The organism is Schumannella sp. 10F1B-5-1 (assembly GCF_006517535.1).
Classification (GTDB): domain Bacteria; phylum Actinomycetota; class Actinomycetes; order Actinomycetales; family Microbacteriaceae; genus Schumannella.
The window spans coordinates 86,199-103,299 of the sequence record NZ_VHQH01000037.1 but is presented as its reverse complement, the minus strand read 5'-3'; the positions used below and the strand labels follow the sequence as shown (position 1 = coordinate 103,299).

Here is a 17,101-nt window from a genome sequence, read left to right as displayed (position 1 = left end):
TGGGCCGCATCGGCGGCGGCGACGCCGGCTCGGGTCAGGCCGGGGCCGTGCACAGCCTGATGCTCGTGCGGCACGGGCACGTCGTGGCCGAGGGATGGTGGGCGCCGTATCGCGCCGAGCTGCCGCACACGCTCAACTCGGTCAGCAAGAGCGTCACGGCGCTCGCGGTCGGCATCGCCCTCGACGAGGGCCTGTTCGACCTCGACGACGCCGTGCTCGACCTGCTGCCCGACCACGCGCCGGCCGAGCCGAGCGCCCGGCAGCGCCGGCTGACCGTGCGGCACCTGCTGACGATGACCCGCGGATGCGCGGAGCCCGACTTCGACGGCGTGCGCTCCGGTGCGATCGCCGACGGGGTGCGCTTCGTGCTGAACGAGCCGCTCGACCACGAGCCCGGTGAGCGGTTCGTCTACTCGACCGGCTCGACCTTCCTGGTGTCGGCGATCATCCAGCGGCTGACCGGCGAGCGGCTGCTCGACTGGGTCGCCCCGCGCCTGTTCGAGCCCCTCGGCATCACGACGCGCGAGTGGGATGCGAGCGCCGACGGCGTCGACTTCGGCGGCAGCGGACTGCACCTGCGCACCGAGGAGCTGGCTCTGCTCGGGCAGCTGCTGCTGCAGCGCGGATCGTGGAACGGCCGGCAGCTGGTCGACGCGGCGTGGATCGACGAGGCGACGTCGTGGCATGTGGAGACGATGGCGGTTCCGTCGGATCCTGGTGCACCCCTCGGCGACTGGGAGCTCGGCTACGGCTTCCAGTTCTGGCAGACCTCGCACGGCGCCTGCCGTGCCGACGGCGCCTTCGGGCAGTTCATCGTCGCGCTGCCCGAGCTTGACGCGGTCATCGTCACGACAGCCGGACTCGACGACATGGCGGCCGTGCTCGACGCGGTGTGGCAGCACCTGCTGCCGGGGTTCGACACGCCGGGCATCGGCGGCGCCACGAGCACCGCCGTCGCCGCCGGCGGTGTGGATGCGCAGGCTCGCCTGAGGGCGCAGCTCGCCGCGCTCACGCTGCCGCCGCAGCACGGCGCGAGCTCCTCCCCCGCAGCCGCGCGCCTGCTCGGTCGACGCGTCGAGGTCGAGGCGGGGCCGGCCGGACTGCGCGCACTGCGGATCGATGCCGACGAGACCGGCGGCTGGACGATGACGATCGAGACCGAGACCCGCACCGAGACCCTGCGCATCGGCTCCGGCGCCTGGGCCGAGAATCCCGAGTCCGCGCTCGCGGGTTCCCTCACGCAGGGCGGGGCGCCGACGCCCGCCGCGGCCAGCGCGGCGTGGATCGGCGACTCGTGGCTGCTGCGCATCCACCTCACGGCGACGCCGCAGACGCTCACCGCGCGCCTCGCGGTCGCCGACGACGGCACCGTGCGCATCGGGGCGTGGATGCACGGCTGGTTCGGTGCGCACGAGCTCGCGACGCTCGTGGGCCGCCCCGCCTGATCTGCCCGGCCTACGAAGCCGCCAGGTGCCGCTCCAGGTGCCGGCGCCCGAAGGTCTCGGAGCCGATCACGACGATCCACGGCGCCGCGGCGACGAGCAGGATGTCGAGCGCGAAGGGCGTGCCGGTCTCCGAGAGCGCCACGGCCAGCACGAGCACGCCGACGGCGAGGGCGAGCATCCCGAGCTGAGCGGGCGACACCCGGCGCGTGAGGATGTCGGCGATCGCCAGGTAGCCGATCAGGAAGATCGCGACGGGGATCGCGACCGCCCGCACGGCCGCGCCGTAGCCGACGTGCGCCTCGCCCTCGATCACGTAGGCGCCGACGTGAAGCCCCGCGCCGACAGCGGCGATCGCCGCGAACACGATGATGTGCAGGTACCCGAAGGCGAAGGCGCCGCTGCGCTTCCGGTGCAGCAGGTCGCCGAACGGCACCGCGAAGTACGCCCACCACAGGCCGAAGGTGAGCACGACGCCGGCCGTGACGAGCACGATCGCGTCGCCCGACCAGCCCTGCTCCTCGATGATCGGCTGCACGGCCGCAACCGTGCCGAGCACGCCCTCGCCGAGGGCGATGAGCGCGAGCAGTCCGTAGCGCTCGGCGATGTGATGCGGGTGCCAGGGCGTGGATGCGCGGCGCTCGCTGATCACGGGCCCGGCCAGCTCGACCAGGTAGAGCACGATCATGCCGATCAGGGTCGGGGTGAGCTCGAGGTGCAGCGCGGCGAGCGCGATCCAGCCGACCTGGGCGATCGCGATCGCCACCGCATAGGTCAGCGCGGTGCCGCGATGCTCGGGCGACTGGGCGGCGAGGCGCAGCCACTGCGCGACCATCGCGACGCGCATGACGATGTAGCCGGCGACGACGACCGTGTTGTCGACGCTGTGGCCCTCGTCGAGCGAGTGGAAGACGTCCGAGAGCCCGAGCGCCAGGATCACGACGCCGACCATCTGCACCATCGTCGTGAGCCGGTAGACCCAGTCGTCGGTGTCGAAGGCCGAGGCGAACCAGGAGAAGTTGATCCAGGCCCAGACGATCGCGAACATCCCGAAGCCGAAGCCGCCGAGTGCCGTCGAGAGGTGCCCCTCGGCGAGCGCGTGCGCCATCTGCTCGCCCGCGATGCCGAAGGCGACGACGAACGCGAGATCGAACAGCAGCTCGAGCGGGGTCGCCGCGCGCTCGGACTCGTGCGGGTCGCGGCCGAGCATCCGGCGCATGCGGCCGGCCACGCCGGGCAGGGGGCGGGTCTCGCGATCGAGGCTCATGCCGTCATGATGCCGTGTCGAGGCGCGGTCGCGCGCTCAGTCGAGGTCGCGGCCGAGCTCGGCGCGGGCCTTCTCGCGCTCGGCCTCGGTCTGCACGCGCTGGCCGACGACGGCGCTCACGCCGTCTTGGCGCATGCTGACGCCGTAGAGCGCGTCGGCGATCTCCATCGTGCGCTTCTGGTGCGTGATGACGATGAGCTGCGAGCTCTGGCGCAGGTCGTCGAAGATCGTCAGCAGGCGGCCGAGGTTGGCGTCGTCGAGGGCGGCCTCGACCTCGTCCATGATGTAGAACGGGCTGGGGCGGGCCTTGAAGATCGCGATCAGCAGCGCGACCGCGGCCAGCGAGCGCTCACCGCCCGAGAGCAGCGACAGCCGCTCGATCTTCTTGCCCGCCGGCTTGACCGTGACCTCGATGCCGGTCGTGAGCATGTCATCCGGGTTCGTGAGCAGGATGCTGCCGGTGCCGCCCGGGAACAGGATCGGGAAGACGCGGTTGAACGCCGCCTTCGTGTCGTCGAAGGCCGACGCGAAGATGTCCTGCATCTTCTCGTCGATCTCCTCGATGATCGTCATCAGGTCCTTGCGGGTCTTGGTGAGATCGGCGAGCTGGTCGGTCAGGAACTTGTGGCGCTGCTCGAGGGCGGCGAACTCCTCGAGCGCGAGCGGGTTGACCCGGCCGAGCAGGCCGAGCTTGCGCTCGGCGGCGGCGAGGCGGGTCTGCTGCTCGCGGCGGATGAAGGGGATGCCGCGGACGGGGGCGGCACCGCCGGTAGCCTCGACGGGCGCATCGACGTCGAGCTCGGGCTCGGGCTCCTGCTCGGGCTCGGCAGTCTCCCGTTCCGCATCGCTCTCTGCGGTCTTCTGCGACGCCGAAGCCGCCACCACGACATCCACCGGAACCGGCACCTCGGGCCCGTACTCGGCGACCAGCACGTCTTCATCGAGGCCGAGCTCGCCGGCGGCGCGCTCGAGCAGCTGCGACAGGTGCAGCTTCTTCTCGTAGGCCTGCATCTCGAGGCTGTGCACGTTCTCGTTGAGTCCTGCGAGCTTCTCACGCAGGCCCGACTCGGCCGAGCGCAGCCCGCTCAGCTCCTCGTTCTGCTCGGCGCGCTCGCGCTCGGCGACGGCGAGCTGCGCGCGGGCCTCGGCGACGGAGCGGTCGGCGACGTCGATCGCGGGCGGCAGCGCGGCGAGCACCGAGGATGCGGTCTCGATCTGGCGGCGGCGCAGCACGGCGACGCGGGCGGCCTCCTCGGCGGCGGCACGCTCGGCCTCGAGCTGCTTCTGCAGCTGCTCGGCGGTGGCGTGCTGGGCGCGCACGCGCTCGCGGGCGGTCTCGAGCGTGACGCGCAGCTCGACCTCGCGCTGACGGGCCTCCTCCAGCTCGGCGAGCATGCCGTCGCGAGCCGACACATCCAGGATCGGGCGGGGCGTCGCGGCGTGCTCGTCGTGGGCGCTGGTCGCGCGCTCGGCGGCCTTCTCGGCCTCGCGCACGGCCTCGGCGAGCGCGGCGATGCCGTCGCTCAGACGCTCGGCCTCGGCCTCGGCCGCCTCGAGCTGCACGCGCGAGCGCCCGAGCGCCTCGCTGCGGGCGGCGAGCTCGGCGTCGAACTCCTTCTGCCGGGTCGCGGCCTCACGGGCGGCGGTGCGGGCCGTGGCGAGCGCCTCGCGGCGCTGCCCCAGCTCGAAGCCGCTGCGCTCGATCTGCGTCGAGACCTCGACGAGGCGCTCCTGCGCGTCGTCGCGCTCGGCCAGCAGCTCGAGCCGGCTGCGGGCGCCGCCGGTGCCGCCGCGCAGCACGTGCTCGCCGAGCACGTCGCCGTCGCGCGTGATGACCGTCACGCCGTCGTGCTCGCGCAGGGCCGGCCAGGCGGCGCGCGCGGCGTCGAGGTCGTCGACGATCACGACGCGGGCGAGCAGGCCCCGGATGCCGTCGGGCGCGTCGACGAGATCGACCGCGGCCCGCGCTCCGTCGGGGAGCCCCGCGGGCGCGTCGATCGCGCGGGCGTCGGCGACGACGATCTCGACCTGGCCCGCGTCGGTGCCGTGCACGTGCTGCAGGGCGGCGAGCGCCGCATCCCGGCTCTCGGCCAGAACCGCTTCGGCGAGCGAGCCGAGCGCGGCGGCGATCGACGCCTCCCAGCCGGCCTCGACCTTGATCGCGTCGCTGACGAGCCCGCCGATGCCGTCGACCTCGGCGATCGCGCCCGAGCCGCTGCGCGAATCCGCCGCCATCGTGAGCGCGCTCACGCGGGCTGCCAGGGCGTCGCGCTCGCGCTCGGCGGCGTGCAGCGCATCCCGCAGCTCGTCGACCTCGTCGTCGAGACGCTGCACCTCGGCCTCGGCGACCGTGACCTGCTCGGCCAGGATCTGCGCGTCGCCCTCGGGCGCGGCCTCGTCGCCGTCGACCACGTGGAACTCGGCGCGGGCCTGCTCGCGCCGCTCCTCGGCCTGCGCGGCGGCCGTGCGCTGACGCTCGACCTGCTGCTGCGCGGCCGTCAGGCGCGACGTCGCCAGCTCGACCTGGCTGCCCAGGCGGGCCTGCTCGAGATCGTGCTGCGACACGAGCGCGCTCTGGGCGCTGATCTCCTCGTCGAGCGAGTCGAGGTTCGCGCGCGCGGTCGCGGTCACGGCGCCCGACTTGCCCAGCGCATCCTCGGCGACCGTCACCTCGCCCTGCAGGCGCACGGCCTCGTCGCGCGCATCCTGGATCATCGCGGTGCTGACGGTCTGCGTCATGCCGGGCAGCTCCGACTGCTGGCTCAGCAGGGTGAGCCGCTGCGTCGCCATCGACGACAGCGAGCGCAGGCGGTCCTGCGCCTGCTCGAGCCCGAAGGCCAGACGGCGGTGCGCATCCACCTCGTCGCCGCTCATCGACTGCTCGAGGCGGGCCTGGCGCAGCTTCGCCTGGTCGAGCTGCTCCTGCAGCACCAGGCGCTCGGTCTTGCGCTCGCTCTCGCTCTTCGACATCTCGCCGAGCTGCTGACGCAGCGTCACGACCTCGTCGGCGAGCAGGCGGGCGCGGGCGTCGCGCACGACCGCGGCGATCGTCTGCGCCTCGCGCGCCACCTCGGCCTGCTGGCCGAGCGGCTTCAGCTGACGCCGGATCTCGCCCGCGAGGTCGCTCAGACGCGTCAGGTTCGCCTGCATCGCGTCGAGCTTGCGCACCGTCTTCTCCTTGCGGCGACGGTGCTTCAGGATGCCGGCGGCCTCTTCGATGAAACCGCGGCGGTCTTCGGGCGAGGCGTGGAGCACCGCATCCAGCTGGCCCTGGCCGACGATGACGTGCATCTCGCGGCCGAGGCCGGAGTCGCTCAGCAGCTCCTGCACGTCGAGCAGGCGGCAGTTCTGGCCGTTGATCGCGTACTCGCTGCCGCCGTTGCGGAACAGGGTGCGCGAGATCGTCACCTCGGCGTACTCGATCGGCAGCGCGCCGTCGCTGTTGTCGATCGTCAGCGTCACCTCGGCGCGGCCGAGGGGACCACGGGTTGAGGTGCCCGCGAAGATGACGTCCTCCATCTTGCCGCCGCGCAGGGTCTTGGCGCCCTGCTCGCCCATGACCCAGGCGAGCGCATCGACGACGTTCGACTTGCCCGAGCCGTTGGGCCCGACGACGCAAGTGACGCCCGGTTCGAACGCGAAGACGGTCGGCTGCGCGAAGGACTTGAACCCCTTGAGGGTCAGGCTCTTCAGGTACACGCTGCTCCCGTCTCACGACCGTCGTCGGGGCCGCACGGCGCGGCTCGGACGATCCGTCGAACCTACCGGAATCACGGGGATCGGCCGGGTCGCCCCGCGGGTGCCAGCGGACGCTGTCGCACGATGGAGGTTGCGCTGGGGAACGGTTCCGGCGCATCCTGGTCCGCTGCCCGCTCCACCACCGGGCAGCGAGAGGATCCCGCGATGACCCCCGCCACGCCCGCCGACCCGTCGACCACGACGCCGCCCGCCGGGCTCGAGATCGTCGAGCTGAGCATCCCCGAGACCCTGGATGCGCCCGGCGGCGACGACTTCCGAGCGGCGGTCGAGATCTGGAACGCCATCGAGCTCGAGTCGTTCGGGCCGGCCGCCGATCGGCGCGCGGCCGAGGAGTCGCTGCCGAGCTGGCGCAACCAGCGCTGGGAGCGCCGGCGGATGCTGCTGGCGAAGCTCGACGGCCGCGTCGTCGGGCGCGGCGCCGCGCACAGCCCCGTCTCGAGCCCCGAGACCGCCTTCGTGCACGTGTCGGTGGTCGAGGATGCGCGGCGCCAGGGCATCGGAGCCGCCCTCGCCGACCGGCTCGAGCATCTTCGAGCGCGCCGTCGGCGTCACGAAGATGCTGGCCTGGGCGGCGACGCCGATCGTCGACGATGACGCTGTCGCCGCCGGCGTCGAGGTGCTGGTGCCGCCGACCGGCGTCGGCCGAGTGCCCGCCGACCACGCGAGCGTGCGCTTCGCGCTGAGCCGCGGCGCCCGCCTCGAGCAGGTCGAGCGCGCGAGCGCCGTGCCGCTGCCCATGCCGGCCGACGAGCTGGCCGAGCGCCTGGCGGCGGGCCGCGCCGCATCCGGGCCCGACTACGACGTCGTCACCTGGATCGGCGCGACGCCGCCCGAGTGGCGCGAGCAGGTCGTGCACCTCAAGACGGCCATGGCCGATGCGCCCTCGGCGGGCATGGAGGAGCCCGACGACCCGTGGACGGTCGAGCGGCTCATCGACGAGGAGGCCGAGCAGGCCGAGTCGGGCACCGAGTGGATCGCCGCGGCCGCGCGGCACCTGCCGAGCGGCGAGCTGGCCGGATTCACCTACTTCGAGGCCGCGGCCGACCCGAGCCGCCCGGTCTCGCAGGAGGACACGATCGTGCTGCGCGAGCACCGCGGGCATCGGCTCGGGATGCTCGTCAAGGTCGCGAACCTCGATCAGCTGCAGCGCGAGCGGCCCGGGCATCCGGCCGTGCTGACCTTCAACGCCGAGGAGAACCGCTTCATGCTCGACGTGAACGAGGCGGTCGGATTCGTGCCGGTCGCGGCGGAAGGTGCGTGGCGGCTCGACCTGAACTGACGTCGCCGCGCGTCTCGCACCGTCACACGGCGTCACAGGATTTCCCGGCGCGCCCGGGTCCGCCGCTAGCCTGACCGCAGCACAACACCTGTCGGTCCGACGGCGCACCGGCCCCGAGCGCGAATCCGAGGTCAGCCATGTCGTCCGCCGACGCCAGCACGCACGTCCCCGCCGTCGGCAGCACGCTCAGCGGCAGCGTCGAGCACCCGGATGCGCCGCCCGACGTGCTCGTCGTCGGCTCGGGTCTCTTCGGACTCTCGACCGCGCTGCACCTCGCGCGCGCCGGTCGCCGTGTGCTCGTGGTCGACGAGGGCACGCCCGCCTCGGGCACGACCGCCGCCGGCGCCGGCTTCGTGGGCCTCTGGGCCGCCGGCTACGCCTGGTACTGGAACGAATCGGAGCGCGACCTCGAGCAGTACGGCATCGACTTCTACCGCGAGCTCGCCCGCACGGCTGACATCGGCTACCGCGACCGCGGCAACGCCTGGCTGAGCGTGACCGACGCGGGGTACCGCGACCACATCCTGCCCTTCGACCGCCACCCGCTGAAACCCGAGGGCGCCCGGCTGCTGACGCCCGACGAGGCCGCCGAGGTCATCCCGGGGCTGTCGGCCGCGGCCGTGACCGGCGGCTTCCTGCATCCGGCCGGCATCCAGATCAGCGCCCCGGATGCGGCGCTCGCGCTCGCCGCCGAGGTCGTGCGCGCCGGGGTGCGCGTGCAGAGCTGCACCGCGGTGACGTCGGTTCTCGTCGAGGACGGCCGCGCGACGGGCGTGCGCACGGCCGCCGGCGAGGAGCTGCGCGCCGGCCAGGTCGTGCTCGCCTCGGGCTCGTGGACGAACGCCCTGCTCGCGCCGCTCGGCCGCCAGCTGCCGTTCGCGCGCGTGCTCGCCTCGCGCCTCACGACCCAGCCGTTCGGGCTCGGCGAGATCCCGACGCTGATGCTGCCCGAGCTGCAGGGGCTGTGGGTGCGCGAGCACCGCGGCGGCCTCACCTACGGTCACGGCGGCGGCTACGAGGCGCTCGGCTCGCGCGATGTGCCCGCCGAACGCCGGCCGCAGCGCACCGACCTGATCGACGCGATGCGCGCCGATCTCGCGCCCCGGCTCGCGGCGCTCATCCCCGCGGGCGGCGACTACGCCGACACGGCCGAGTGGACGCAGGGCATCGTGTCGATGACCGCCGACCGCCGCTTCATCGTCGGCCCCGTGCCCGAGGCCGCGGGCCTCTGGGTCGTCGCGGGCGACAACGAGTCGGGCGTCACGCACGGTCCCGGTCTCGGACGCCTCGCCGCCGAGCTCGTCACCGGCGCCGCGCCGAGCGCGGGCGACCCCGAGCTGTACCGGCCCGACCGCTTCGACGGCGTCGACTACGACGTCACCGACGAGGCCGCCGTCGCCGCCGCGATGCCCGCGCGGCGCGAGGTCGACGCGCTGCGCGGCGCGTAGGCCCGGCCCGCTTCCACGAACTGCACCACCGCATCCACCCCGATCGAAAGCACCCCGAGATGACCCGACCCCTGCTCCGCGCCGCGACCGCGGCCCTCGCCGTGAGCGCCACGGCGCTCGCGCTCACCGCCTGCGCCGCCGGCTCCGACAGCGCCGCCGGCGACCAGCTCGTGATCGGCACGACCGACGCGATCGTCTCGCTCGACCCGGCCGGCGCCTGGGATCGCGGCAGCTTCACGCCGCAGAACCAGATCTACCAGCACCTGCTGAGCTACGAGCCGGGCAACACGACTCCCGTTTCCGAGGCGGCCGAGGAGTGCGGCTTCGACGACGCGACGACCTACAGCTGCACGCTCAAGAAGGGTCTGAAGTTCAGCAACGGCGACGACCTCACCGCGTCGGACGTCGTGTTCTCGTTCGAGCGCACCGTGAAGATCAACGCCGACAGCGGTCCGGCGCCGCTGCTCTCGGGCATCGAGAGCGTGAAGCAGGATGGCGAGCTCGGCGTCGTCTTCACCCTGAAGACCCCGAACGACCAGACCTTCCCCTTCGTGCTCACGAGCATGGGCGGTCCGATCGTCGATGAAGACGTCTTCCCCGCCGACGAGCTGCTCGCCGATGCCGACGTGATCGGCTCGGGCCCCTACAAGATCGCCGACTACTCGAAGAAGGGCCTGCTCTCGCTGACGGCCAACAGCGAGTACGACGGCGACGCGCCGAAGACCGCGAACGTGGTGCTGAAGAGCTACGCCGACTCGTCGAACCTCAAGCTCGACATCTCGAAGGAGGAGATCGACGTCGCCTACCGCTCGCTGACCTCCACCGATGTCGCCTCGCTCGAGAAGGACTCGAAGCTGCAGGTCGTCTCGGGCCCCGGTGGCTCGGTGCGCTTCCTGGTCTTCAACAAGGATGCGCAGCCCGGCGCCGATGACGCGCAGAAGCTCGCCATCCGTCAGGCCGTCGCCACGCTGATCGACCGCGATGAGCTCGCCACCTCGGTGTTCAAGGGCACCTACGCGCCCGCCTACAGCCTCGTGCTCGACGGCCAGAACGGCGCCACGGAGGCGTTCGCCGACCAGTACGGCGCGAAGCCCTCGGTCGCCAAGGCGAAGCAGATCCTCGAGGATGCCGGGGTCAGCACCCCGGTCGACCTGCCCATCCAGTACACGAGCGACCACTACGGTCCCGACTCGTCGACGGAGTACGCCACGATCAAGTCGCAGCTCGAGGAGTCGGATCTGTTCACGGTGGCACTGCAGTCGACCGAGTGGACGAGCTACGTCGGCCAGCGCGACAGCTACCCGGCCTACCAGCTCGGGTTCTTCCCGGACTACCCGGACCCCGACAACTTCCTGCGCTCGGGCTACTCCTCGACCGGCGGCTCGGTGTCGAACGGGCTCACCAGCCCCGAGATCGACGCGGCGCTCGAGAAGGAGGCGACCGCTTCCGACGCGGCGGCGCGCACCCAGGCGATCGAGGACATGCAGACGCTCGTCGCCCAGTCGGCCGGCATCATCCCGCTGCTGCAGGGTCGCGAGACCGTCGTCGCGGTGAAGGGCGTGACCGGCCTGAAGGACACGCTCGACGCGACGTACAAGTTCCGCTTCGCGGCGCTGGGTCGCAGCTAGGCGGGCGCCGGGCTCCGGCCTCCACACCCCTTGCGAGTTGCCCACTTCTGTCGCGTTCCGCCCTCGGAATGCGACAGAACTGGGCAACTCGCCGCCGGGAGGCGCGAGATCAGGAGCGATACGCGTCGCGGCGGTGACTGACGCTCGCCACCTGCACGATCAGCTTCCGATCCTCGATGCGGTAGATCACGCGATATTCGCCGCGGCGGGCCGAGTGCAGGCCCTCGAACGGGCTGCGCAACGGCTTGCCGACGCGGCGTGGGTTCTCGGCGAGCGGGCCGAGGATGAACTCGAGCGCCGCTGCGGCGACGCCTTCGGGCAGCTCCTCGGCGATCGCGCGCTTCGCCGTACGCGAGAAGACGACCTCGTAGCGGTCGCTCACGCGGCGGGAGTCGCGTCCGGGTTCGAGCCGGACCGGCGCGCGGCGAGCGCGGCGCGGACCTCATCGCCGGAGAAGACGTCTCCCGACTCGATCTCGCGGATCGCCGACTGCAGCGCCGCCATCTCGTCGGAGCTGCTCAGGATGTCCACGGTCTCCAGCAGCGCGTCGAAATCGTCGGCACCGAGCAGCACCGCGACCCGCGATCCGTTGCGCGTGATGTCGAACCGCTCGTGTGTCGACGCAGCGGACTCGATGTGCTGCGACAGGCCGTTGCGCGCATCCGCGACAGAGATCGTGGTCATGTACACGATTCTAGCGCGATTGACCTGGGCCCTCGAGGGTCGCACCCATCGCGAGCGTGCCCTCCGTCAGCTCGGGATGCGGTGCGCCGGCTCGATGCGCGTCAGGGTCGCCGGCTCGGCGCGGAACAGCGGCGTGCGCTTGCCCAGCTCGACGATGTGCGGCGCCGTTCCGTGCACCTCGAGCGCCTCCGCCGACGCCCACCACTCGATGATCACGAAGCGATCCGGGTCGCCGACGACCTCGTGCAGCTCGTAGTGCAGGCAGCCGTCCTCGGCGCGCACGAGCGGGGCGACCTCGTCGAACGCGGCGATCTGCTCGGAGCCGCGACCCGGTTTGCAGAGGATGGACACGACGACTCCGACGGCGCTCATGGAGTCAGCCTAGGGCGGCCCCTCGGTCGGGGGCAGTGTGCTCCCGAGCGTTCTGACCGAGGATCCCGTCATGTCGAGCATCGGGGAGACACCCGTCCGTCAGACTGCGGAACGAGGCTGGTCGAGCGTCGACGGACGGATCGTCCACCTCCTGTGGACCGTGCCGCTGGCGCTCGCCATCGACGTGGTGCTCTGGGGCGCCTGCCGCTGGTTCGTGCTCGTCGGCCCGGTGAGGTTCCCGGAGAACCAGTACCTGCTTCCTGCGTGGATCGTGCTGCTCTTCGGGTCGGCGCTGATCGGCGCATCGGTCGGAGCCGTGCCGTTCACGCCGCCGCGCACGAGAGCGGCGCTGTTCTGCGGCGTGACCGTGGTCGCCTTCGCGGTCTTCGTGATCCTGTTGCCGCAGCCGACCGTCGGGCCGACGTTCAACTGAGCCGGTCAGCCCGCGCCGCGACGCCCCTCGACCGTCTCCCCATCGCCAGCGACGTCGCAGCCAGGGCGACGGCGAGCACGCTGCTGCCGAGGGCGGCGGAGAACACGACGGTCAGGCTCGGCTCCGGCGGCACCTCGATCGTGCCGCCGGCCTCGCGAGGATAGGAGCACGTCCGGCCGATGGGCGGCCACGGCGACCAGTGGCCGGACGCGCCTTCGGGGATCGTGTCGTCGGGAACGCTCAGGCTCTGCTGGCAGTCGAAGTCGGGGTTTCGCCCCTGCCACGTCGCGAAGGCGAGTGAGCCCCAGAGCAGCACCGCGAGCGCGGCCATCAGAGCCGCGCCGAACGCGATCCGCGATGTCACGAGCGCACGGGGCGGGCGGCTCGCACGCGCTGGCAGAAGGGGCAGAAGTGCGAGCCGCGGTTCATGAACTGCTCGCGCACGATCGCGCGGCCGCAGCGCGGGCACGGCTCCCCCGCCTGACCGTAGGCGTTGAGTGAGTGCGAGAAGTAGCCCGAGGCGCCGTTGACGTTGACGTACTGCGCGTCGAAGCTCGTGCCGCCCTCGGCGAGCGCCTTGCCGAGCACGAGGCGCACCTCGGCCAGCAGCGTGGTCGCCTTCGCACGGCTGAGCGCGCGGGTCGGCTGGTCGTAGTGGATGCGCGAGGCCCACAGCGCCTCGTCGGCGTAGATGTTGCCGATGCCGCTCACGAGCGTCTGGTCGAGCAGCGCGCGCTTGATCCCGGTGTCCTTGCGGGCGAGCGCCGCGAGGAAGCGCCGGTCGTCGAAGTGCGGGTCCATCGGGTCGCGGGCGATGTGCGCGACCTGGCTCGGGATGCGCTCGGCCGGCACGTCCGCGGTCGGGAGCAGCGCATCCACCGCCATCGAGCCGAAGATGCGCTGGTCGACGAAGTCGACGCGCAGCGGGCCGTGCTCGGGATGCCGCACGTCGAGCACGATGCGGGTCAGTCGGTCGCGGGGCGCGTCGGGGGTGCGCAGCAGCACCTGGCCGCTCATGCCGAGGTGCACCACGAGCGCCTCGGTGCGCGCGCTGGCCTCGCCGGATGCCGACTCGATGGGCACCCACAGGAACTTGCCGCGACGCGAGGGCGGCGCGAGCGTGGCGCCGGTGAGGCGGTCGACGAAGTCCTCGCTCGGGCCGGCGTGGCGCTTGAGCGAGCGCTCGTCGAGCACCTCGACGCGCTCGACGACGGCGCCGGAGACGGCGGGCGCCAGGCCGGCGCGCACGACCTCGACCTCGGGCAGTTCAGGCATGCTCGGCCCGTTCAGGCATGGATGCGCTCGGTCACGGTGCGGAGGACGGCCCGGCTCAGCGGCCGGCCTGCAGGCGCGTCCACGCCTCCAGCGCGGCGGCCATCTCGGCCTGCTTCTTGCTGGTGCCGGAGCCCTCGGCGAGGTCCTCGTCGCCGAGGCGCACGACGGCGGTGAAGCGCTTGTCGTGGTCGGGGCCGCTGTCGGTCACCGAGTAGTGCGGCAGGCCGCGGCCGCGGCGGGCGGCCAGCTCCTGCAGGCTCGTCTTCGGGTCCATCGCGGCGCCGAAGCGCTCCGGGTCGGCGAGCAGCGGCTCTTCGAGGTGCAGCACGAGAGCGGTCGCGGCGTCGGGGCCGGCCGAGAGATAGGCGGCGCCGATGATCGCCTCGACCGTGTCGGCGAGGATCGAGTTCTTGTCGCGGCCGCGCGTGAGCTCTTCGCCGCGGCCGAGCAGCAGGAAGCGGCCCAGGCCGATCCCGCGGGCGATCTCGGCGAGCGCGACCGTCGAGACGAGGCTGGCGCGCCGCTTCGCGAGCTCGCCCTCGTCGAGGTCGGGGTTCTCGCGGAACAGCTTGACCGTCACGGCCTGGCCGAGGATCGAGTCGCCGAGGAACTCGAGGCGCTCGTTGTGCGGAACGCCGCCGTGCTCGTAGGCGTAGGAGCGGTGCGTCAGCGCCGTCTGCAGCAGCTCGGCGTCGATGACGAGGCCGAGGGCGGCGGTCAGCTCGGCGCGCTCGGCGGCCACCGCATCCACGGAGCCCGCGCCCGCATCCCCGGGCACGACGATGCCGCCGAGAGCACTCACGCTCGCGGCGGCAGCATCAGAAGACGTGGACGTCGTCGACTCCGACGAGAGAAGCCCGGAGAGGGGCGACTCAGACGTCGGCGACCTTGCGGCCCTTGTACTCGAGGAACAGCGGGGTGCCCGCCGAGTCCTCGACCACCTTGGCGCGGTGCGGGAGGCTGTAGGTGACGCGGCCGTTCTCGACGGTCTTCACCAGGGTCGGCGCGGTGGCCTTCCACTGCGAACGACGGGCGTGGGTGTTGGCTCGCGACTGGCGGCGCTTGGGAACAGCCATGGTTATTCCTTCTCTTCTGCGACGCCTGCGGCGTCCTGTCCTGCGACGCCTGCGGCGTCGTCAACGTCATCGTGTGCTGCCCGGAATCCTTCGAGAGCCGCCCAGCGCGGGTCGGAGACCGCACGCTCATCTGCATCCGGGCTGGCCGTGAGCTTCTCCCCCGTCTCGGGGTCGAGGCCCGGGCAGTCCGGCCGACAGACCGGCTGGAACGGCAGTGACAGCACCACCGCATCCCGCACCACCGGTTCGAGATCCACGTGATCATCGCGAACCGAGTAGTCGAAAGCTTCGTCAGGAGAATACGCGAAAAGCTCCTGGAATTCGAGTTCGACCGGGATCGTGACCGGGTCGAGGCAGCGTCCGCACTCCCCGTGGGCCGTCGCATCCACCTCGCCGGTGACCAGCACGCCGTCGTGCAGGCCCTCCAGGCGCAGGTCGATCGTGAGCTTGGAGCCCTCGGGAACGCTCGCCGCGCCCTCGCCCAGACGCTCGGGCAGGGTGATGACGAGCTCGTGCTCGCGCATCTCGCCGGGGCGGTGCATCACGTCGTGCACCGGCACGGTGTAGGGCGTGGCTCGGAAGGCAGGCATAGCGCTCGATCCTACGCCGGGCGCGGCGGTTCCGCCTGCGCGGGCCGGGCAGCACCAGCCGCCGGCCTGCGCCTAGGGTGAGCGTCGTGCTCCCCCTCCCCTCGCGCATCACCGTGCTCGCCGGCGGCGTCGGCGGCGCCCGCTTCCTCTCCGCGGTGCGGGCGTGGGCGCGCGTCCACCGACCCGACGCCGAGATCACGGCGATCGTCAACACCGGCGACGACATGTGGCACGTGGGGCTGCGCATCACGCCCGATCTCGACTCGATCATGTATGCGCTCGCCGGCGTCAACGACACCGAGCGCGGCTGGGGCCGCGTGGGCGAGACCGAGCGGGTGTCGGCCGAGCTGCGCGAGTGGGGTGCGGGATGGCCGTGGTTCACGCTCGGCGACCTCGATCTGGGCGCGCACATCGCCCGGTCGGCGTGGCTGCGCGAGGGGGTTCCGCTGAGCTCGATCGTGCCGCGGCTGACGTCGCGCTGGGATCTCGGCGTGCGGCTGCTGCCGGCGACCGACGACGAGGTCGAGACCTGGGTGCGCATCGACGACCCGGAGTCGGAGGCCGGCGCCGTCGAGCGCGTCGTGCACTTCCAGGAGTGGTGGACCCGCTACCGCGCGACGGTCGTGACGCACGGCTTCGAGCGCCGAGGCCTGGCGGGCGCGGCCCCGGCGCCGGGCGTGCTCGACGCGATCGAGAACGCCGACGTGGTGCTGCTGGCGCCGTCGAACCCGGTCGTGTCGATCGGCACGATCCTCGACATCCCGGGCATCCACGCGGCGCTGCAGTCGACACCGGCGCCCGTGGTCGGCATCTCGCCGATCATCGGCGGCGCGGTCGTGCGCGGCATGGCCGACGCCTGCCTCGACGTGATCGGGGTGCCGACGTCGGCGGCGGCGGTCGCGCGGCTGCTGGGGGCGCGCGGCATGGGGAACGACGGCGTGCTCGACGCCTGGCTGGTCGACGAGGTGGATGCGGATGCGGTGCCCGCGCTCGAGGCGGAGGGCATCCGCTCGGCGGCGGTGCCGCTGTGGCTGCGCGACGAGCCGACGGGCGTGCAGCTCGTCGCGGACGCGCTGGAGCTCGCCGGACGCTGAGGCGGATCGCGCCGCGGGTAGCGCCCCGGTCAGGACTCGGGGTTCTGCAGCGCCTGACGTGTGCGCACGCCGAGGCCGAGCGCGGCGGCGGCGTCGAGCTGATCGGGGGTGTCGACGTCGCGGCGCAGGGTCGAGTCGCGCGGCACGTGCAGGCGCACGAGCCCGAGGGCGGCGTGCCGCACGGCGCTGCCGTCGCCGAAGCGGCTGAGCAGCTCGACGCCGGGGCCGGCGGTGACGAGGGTCGTGCCGCCCGTGTCGCGGTCGGGCACGAAACTCCGCTCGACGCGCTCGGCGGCGCGCAGCGCGGTGCCGAGGTCGGCGGGCGAGAGGGCGGGCAGATCGCCGAGCAGCACGGCGCGCGGCGAATCCTCGTCGATCTGGTCGAGGGCGAGGGCGATCGCCGCGGCGATGCCGGTCGCCTCGGCTTCGGGGATCACGGTCACGCGATCAGGCGTCGCGTCGGATCCCTCGGTCAGCTCCGCCGCGAGGCGCACGTCGCCGGTCACGACCGTGACCCGGTCGACCTCGGGGGTCTCGAGCGCGGCGGCGATCGTGTCGAGGGCGATCGCGCGGGCCAGGCGCGCATCCGCCCCGAGTCGGGTCTTCGCCTGGACCGCGGGCTTCACGGGGACGATGACCTGCCACTGCATGCCCCCATCCTCTCCCGCGCCCGAGCGCGCCGCCGACGTGCCGCGCCGGATCGGGCGAGCAGCGTCCCGTCGCGACCGGCGCGCCGCTCCCCCGCGCCGCTACG

18 protein-coding genes are annotated in these 17,101 nt (G+C 72.7%); 7 read left to right on the top strand and 11 right to left on the bottom strand.

Features of this window, described 5'->3' with window-relative positions:
* Positions 1-47 precede the first annotated feature (47 nt).
* On the top strand, positions 48-1,445 hold the full coding sequence (locus FJ658_RS08605; RefSeq protein ID WP_141144976.1) for a serine hydrolase: 1,398 nt from the start codon (positions 48-50) through the stop codon (positions 1,443-1,445).
* A gap of 10 nt (positions 1,446-1,455) precedes the next feature.
* Here FJ658_RS08605 and FJ658_RS08600 read toward each other — a convergent pair whose 3' ends face one another.
* Positions 1,456-2,709 carry a low temperature requirement protein A gene (locus FJ658_RS08600; RefSeq protein WP_141144975.1) on the bottom strand — a complete coding sequence of 418 codons (1,254 nt, stop codon included), beginning with the start codon at positions 2,707-2,709 and terminating at the stop codon, positions 1,456-1,458.
* Between the two features lie 36 nt (positions 2,710-2,745).
* Positions 2,746-6,408 (bottom strand): chromosome segregation protein SMC, encoded by a 3,663-nt coding sequence (gene smc / locus FJ658_RS08595; protein WP_141144974.1) that lies wholly within the window; start codon positions 6,406-6,408, stop codon positions 2,746-2,748.
* 204 nt (positions 6,409-6,612) lie between these two features.
* On the opposite strand from smc, the gene FJ658_RS08590 reads away from it, so the two are divergent.
* The 4 genes from FJ658_RS08590 to FJ658_RS08575 all read left to right on the top strand — a co-directional run bounded on the left by FJ658_RS08590 (position 6,613) and on the right by FJ658_RS08575 (position 10,823).
* Positions 6,613-7,062 (top strand): GNAT family N-acetyltransferase, encoded by a 450-nt coding sequence (locus FJ658_RS08590; RefSeq protein WP_181408389.1) that lies wholly within the window; start codon positions 6,613-6,615, stop codon positions 7,060-7,062.
* On the top strand, positions 7,025-7,747 hold the full coding sequence (locus tag FJ658_RS08585) for a hypothetical protein (protein WP_141144972.1): 723 nt from the start codon (positions 7,025-7,027) through the stop codon (positions 7,745-7,747). Before FJ658_RS08590 ends, FJ658_RS08585 begins: the two co-directional genes overlap by 38 nt.
* A 137-nt stretch (positions 7,748-7,884) precedes the next feature.
* Entirely contained in the window at positions 7,885-9,195 is a 1,311-nt protein-coding gene (locus FJ658_RS08580; RefSeq protein WP_141144971.1) for an FAD-binding oxidoreductase, read from the top strand.
* Between the two features lie 59 nt (positions 9,196-9,254).
* Positions 9,255-10,823 (top strand): ABC transporter substrate-binding protein, encoded by a 1,569-nt coding sequence (locus FJ658_RS08575; protein ID WP_141144970.1) that lies wholly within the window; start codon positions 9,255-9,257, stop codon positions 10,821-10,823.
* Positions 10,824-10,932: 109 nt separating this feature from the next.
* Here the strand turns inward: FJ658_RS08575 and FJ658_RS08570 are convergent, their stop codons facing one another.
* The 3 genes from FJ658_RS08570 to FJ658_RS08560 all read right to left on the bottom strand — a co-directional run bounded on the left by FJ658_RS08570 (position 10,933) and on the right by FJ658_RS08560 (position 11,879).
* Positions 10,933-11,205: a type II toxin-antitoxin system RelE/ParE family toxin gene (locus FJ658_RS08570; protein WP_141144969.1), complete on the bottom strand. Its 273-nt coding sequence runs from the start codon at positions 11,203-11,205 to the stop codon at positions 10,933-10,935.
* Entirely contained in the window at positions 11,202-11,507 is a 306-nt protein-coding gene (locus FJ658_RS08565) for a type II toxin-antitoxin system Phd/YefM family antitoxin (protein ID WP_219995746.1), read from the bottom strand. The genes FJ658_RS08570 and FJ658_RS08565 overlap by 4 nt, the downstream gene beginning before the upstream one ends.
* A gap of 66 nt (positions 11,508-11,573) precedes the next feature.
* The gene (locus tag FJ658_RS08560) at positions 11,574-11,879 is read right to left on the bottom strand and encodes a putative quinol monooxygenase (RefSeq protein WP_141144967.1); all 306 of its coding nucleotides are present in this window, start codon (positions 11,877-11,879) and stop codon (positions 11,574-11,576) included.
* A gap of 70 nt (positions 11,880-11,949) precedes the next feature.
* Here FJ658_RS08560 and FJ658_RS08555 point away from each other — a divergent pair, with 70 nt between their 5' ends.
* Positions 11,950-12,312 carry a hypothetical protein gene (locus FJ658_RS08555; protein WP_141144966.1) on the top strand — a complete coding sequence of 121 codons (363 nt, stop codon included), beginning with the start codon at positions 11,950-11,952 and terminating at the stop codon, positions 12,310-12,312.
* Here the strand turns inward: FJ658_RS08555 and FJ658_RS08550 are convergent.
* From FJ658_RS08550 to FJ658_RS08530, 5 genes are all read right to left on the bottom strand, one after another.
* The gene (locus tag FJ658_RS08550; RefSeq protein WP_141144965.1) at positions 12,305-12,643 is read right to left on the bottom strand and encodes a hypothetical protein; all 339 of its coding nucleotides are present in this window, start codon (positions 12,641-12,643) and stop codon (positions 12,305-12,307) included. The two genes, FJ658_RS08555 and FJ658_RS08550, sit on opposite strands and share 8 nt — an antisense overlap.
* A 29-nt stretch (positions 12,644-12,672) precedes the next feature.
* Positions 12,673-13,587, bottom strand: coding sequence for a bifunctional DNA-formamidopyrimidine glycosylase/DNA-(apurinic or apyrimidinic site) lyase (mutM, locus tag FJ658_RS08545; protein ID WP_141144964.1), 915 nt, complete (start codon positions 13,585-13,587; stop codon positions 12,673-12,675).
* A gap of 55 nt (positions 13,588-13,642) precedes the next feature.
* Positions 13,643-14,338 (bottom strand): ribonuclease III, encoded by a 696-nt coding sequence (rnc, locus tag FJ658_RS08540; RefSeq protein WP_141145041.1) that lies wholly within the window; start codon positions 14,336-14,338, stop codon positions 13,643-13,645.
* 121 nt (positions 14,339-14,459) lie between these two features.
* Entirely contained in the window at positions 14,460-14,663 is a 204-nt protein-coding gene (gene rpmF / locus FJ658_RS08535) for a 50S ribosomal protein L32 (protein WP_141144963.1), read from the bottom strand.
* Positions 14,664-14,665: 2 nt separating this feature from the next.
* Positions 14,666-15,253, bottom strand: coding sequence for a DUF177 domain-containing protein (locus FJ658_RS08530; protein WP_141144962.1), 588 nt, complete (start codon positions 15,251-15,253; stop codon positions 14,666-14,668).
* A gap of 86 nt (positions 15,254-15,339) precedes the next feature.
* Between FJ658_RS08530 and cofD the strand changes: the two genes are divergently transcribed.
* Positions 15,340-16,347, top strand: a complete 1,008-nt coding sequence (cofD, locus tag FJ658_RS08525; protein ID WP_141144961.1) for a 2-phospho-L-lactate transferase — start codon at positions 15,340-15,342, stop codon at positions 16,345-16,347.
* A 29-nt stretch (positions 16,348-16,376) separates the two neighbouring features.
* Here cofD and cofC read toward each other — a convergent pair whose 3' ends face one another.
* The gene (gene cofC / locus FJ658_RS08520) at positions 16,377-16,997 is read right to left on the bottom strand and encodes a 2-phospho-L-lactate guanylyltransferase (RefSeq protein WP_141144960.1); all 621 of its coding nucleotides are present in this window, start codon (positions 16,995-16,997) and stop codon (positions 16,377-16,379) included.
* Positions 16,998-17,101 lie beyond the last annotated feature (104 nt).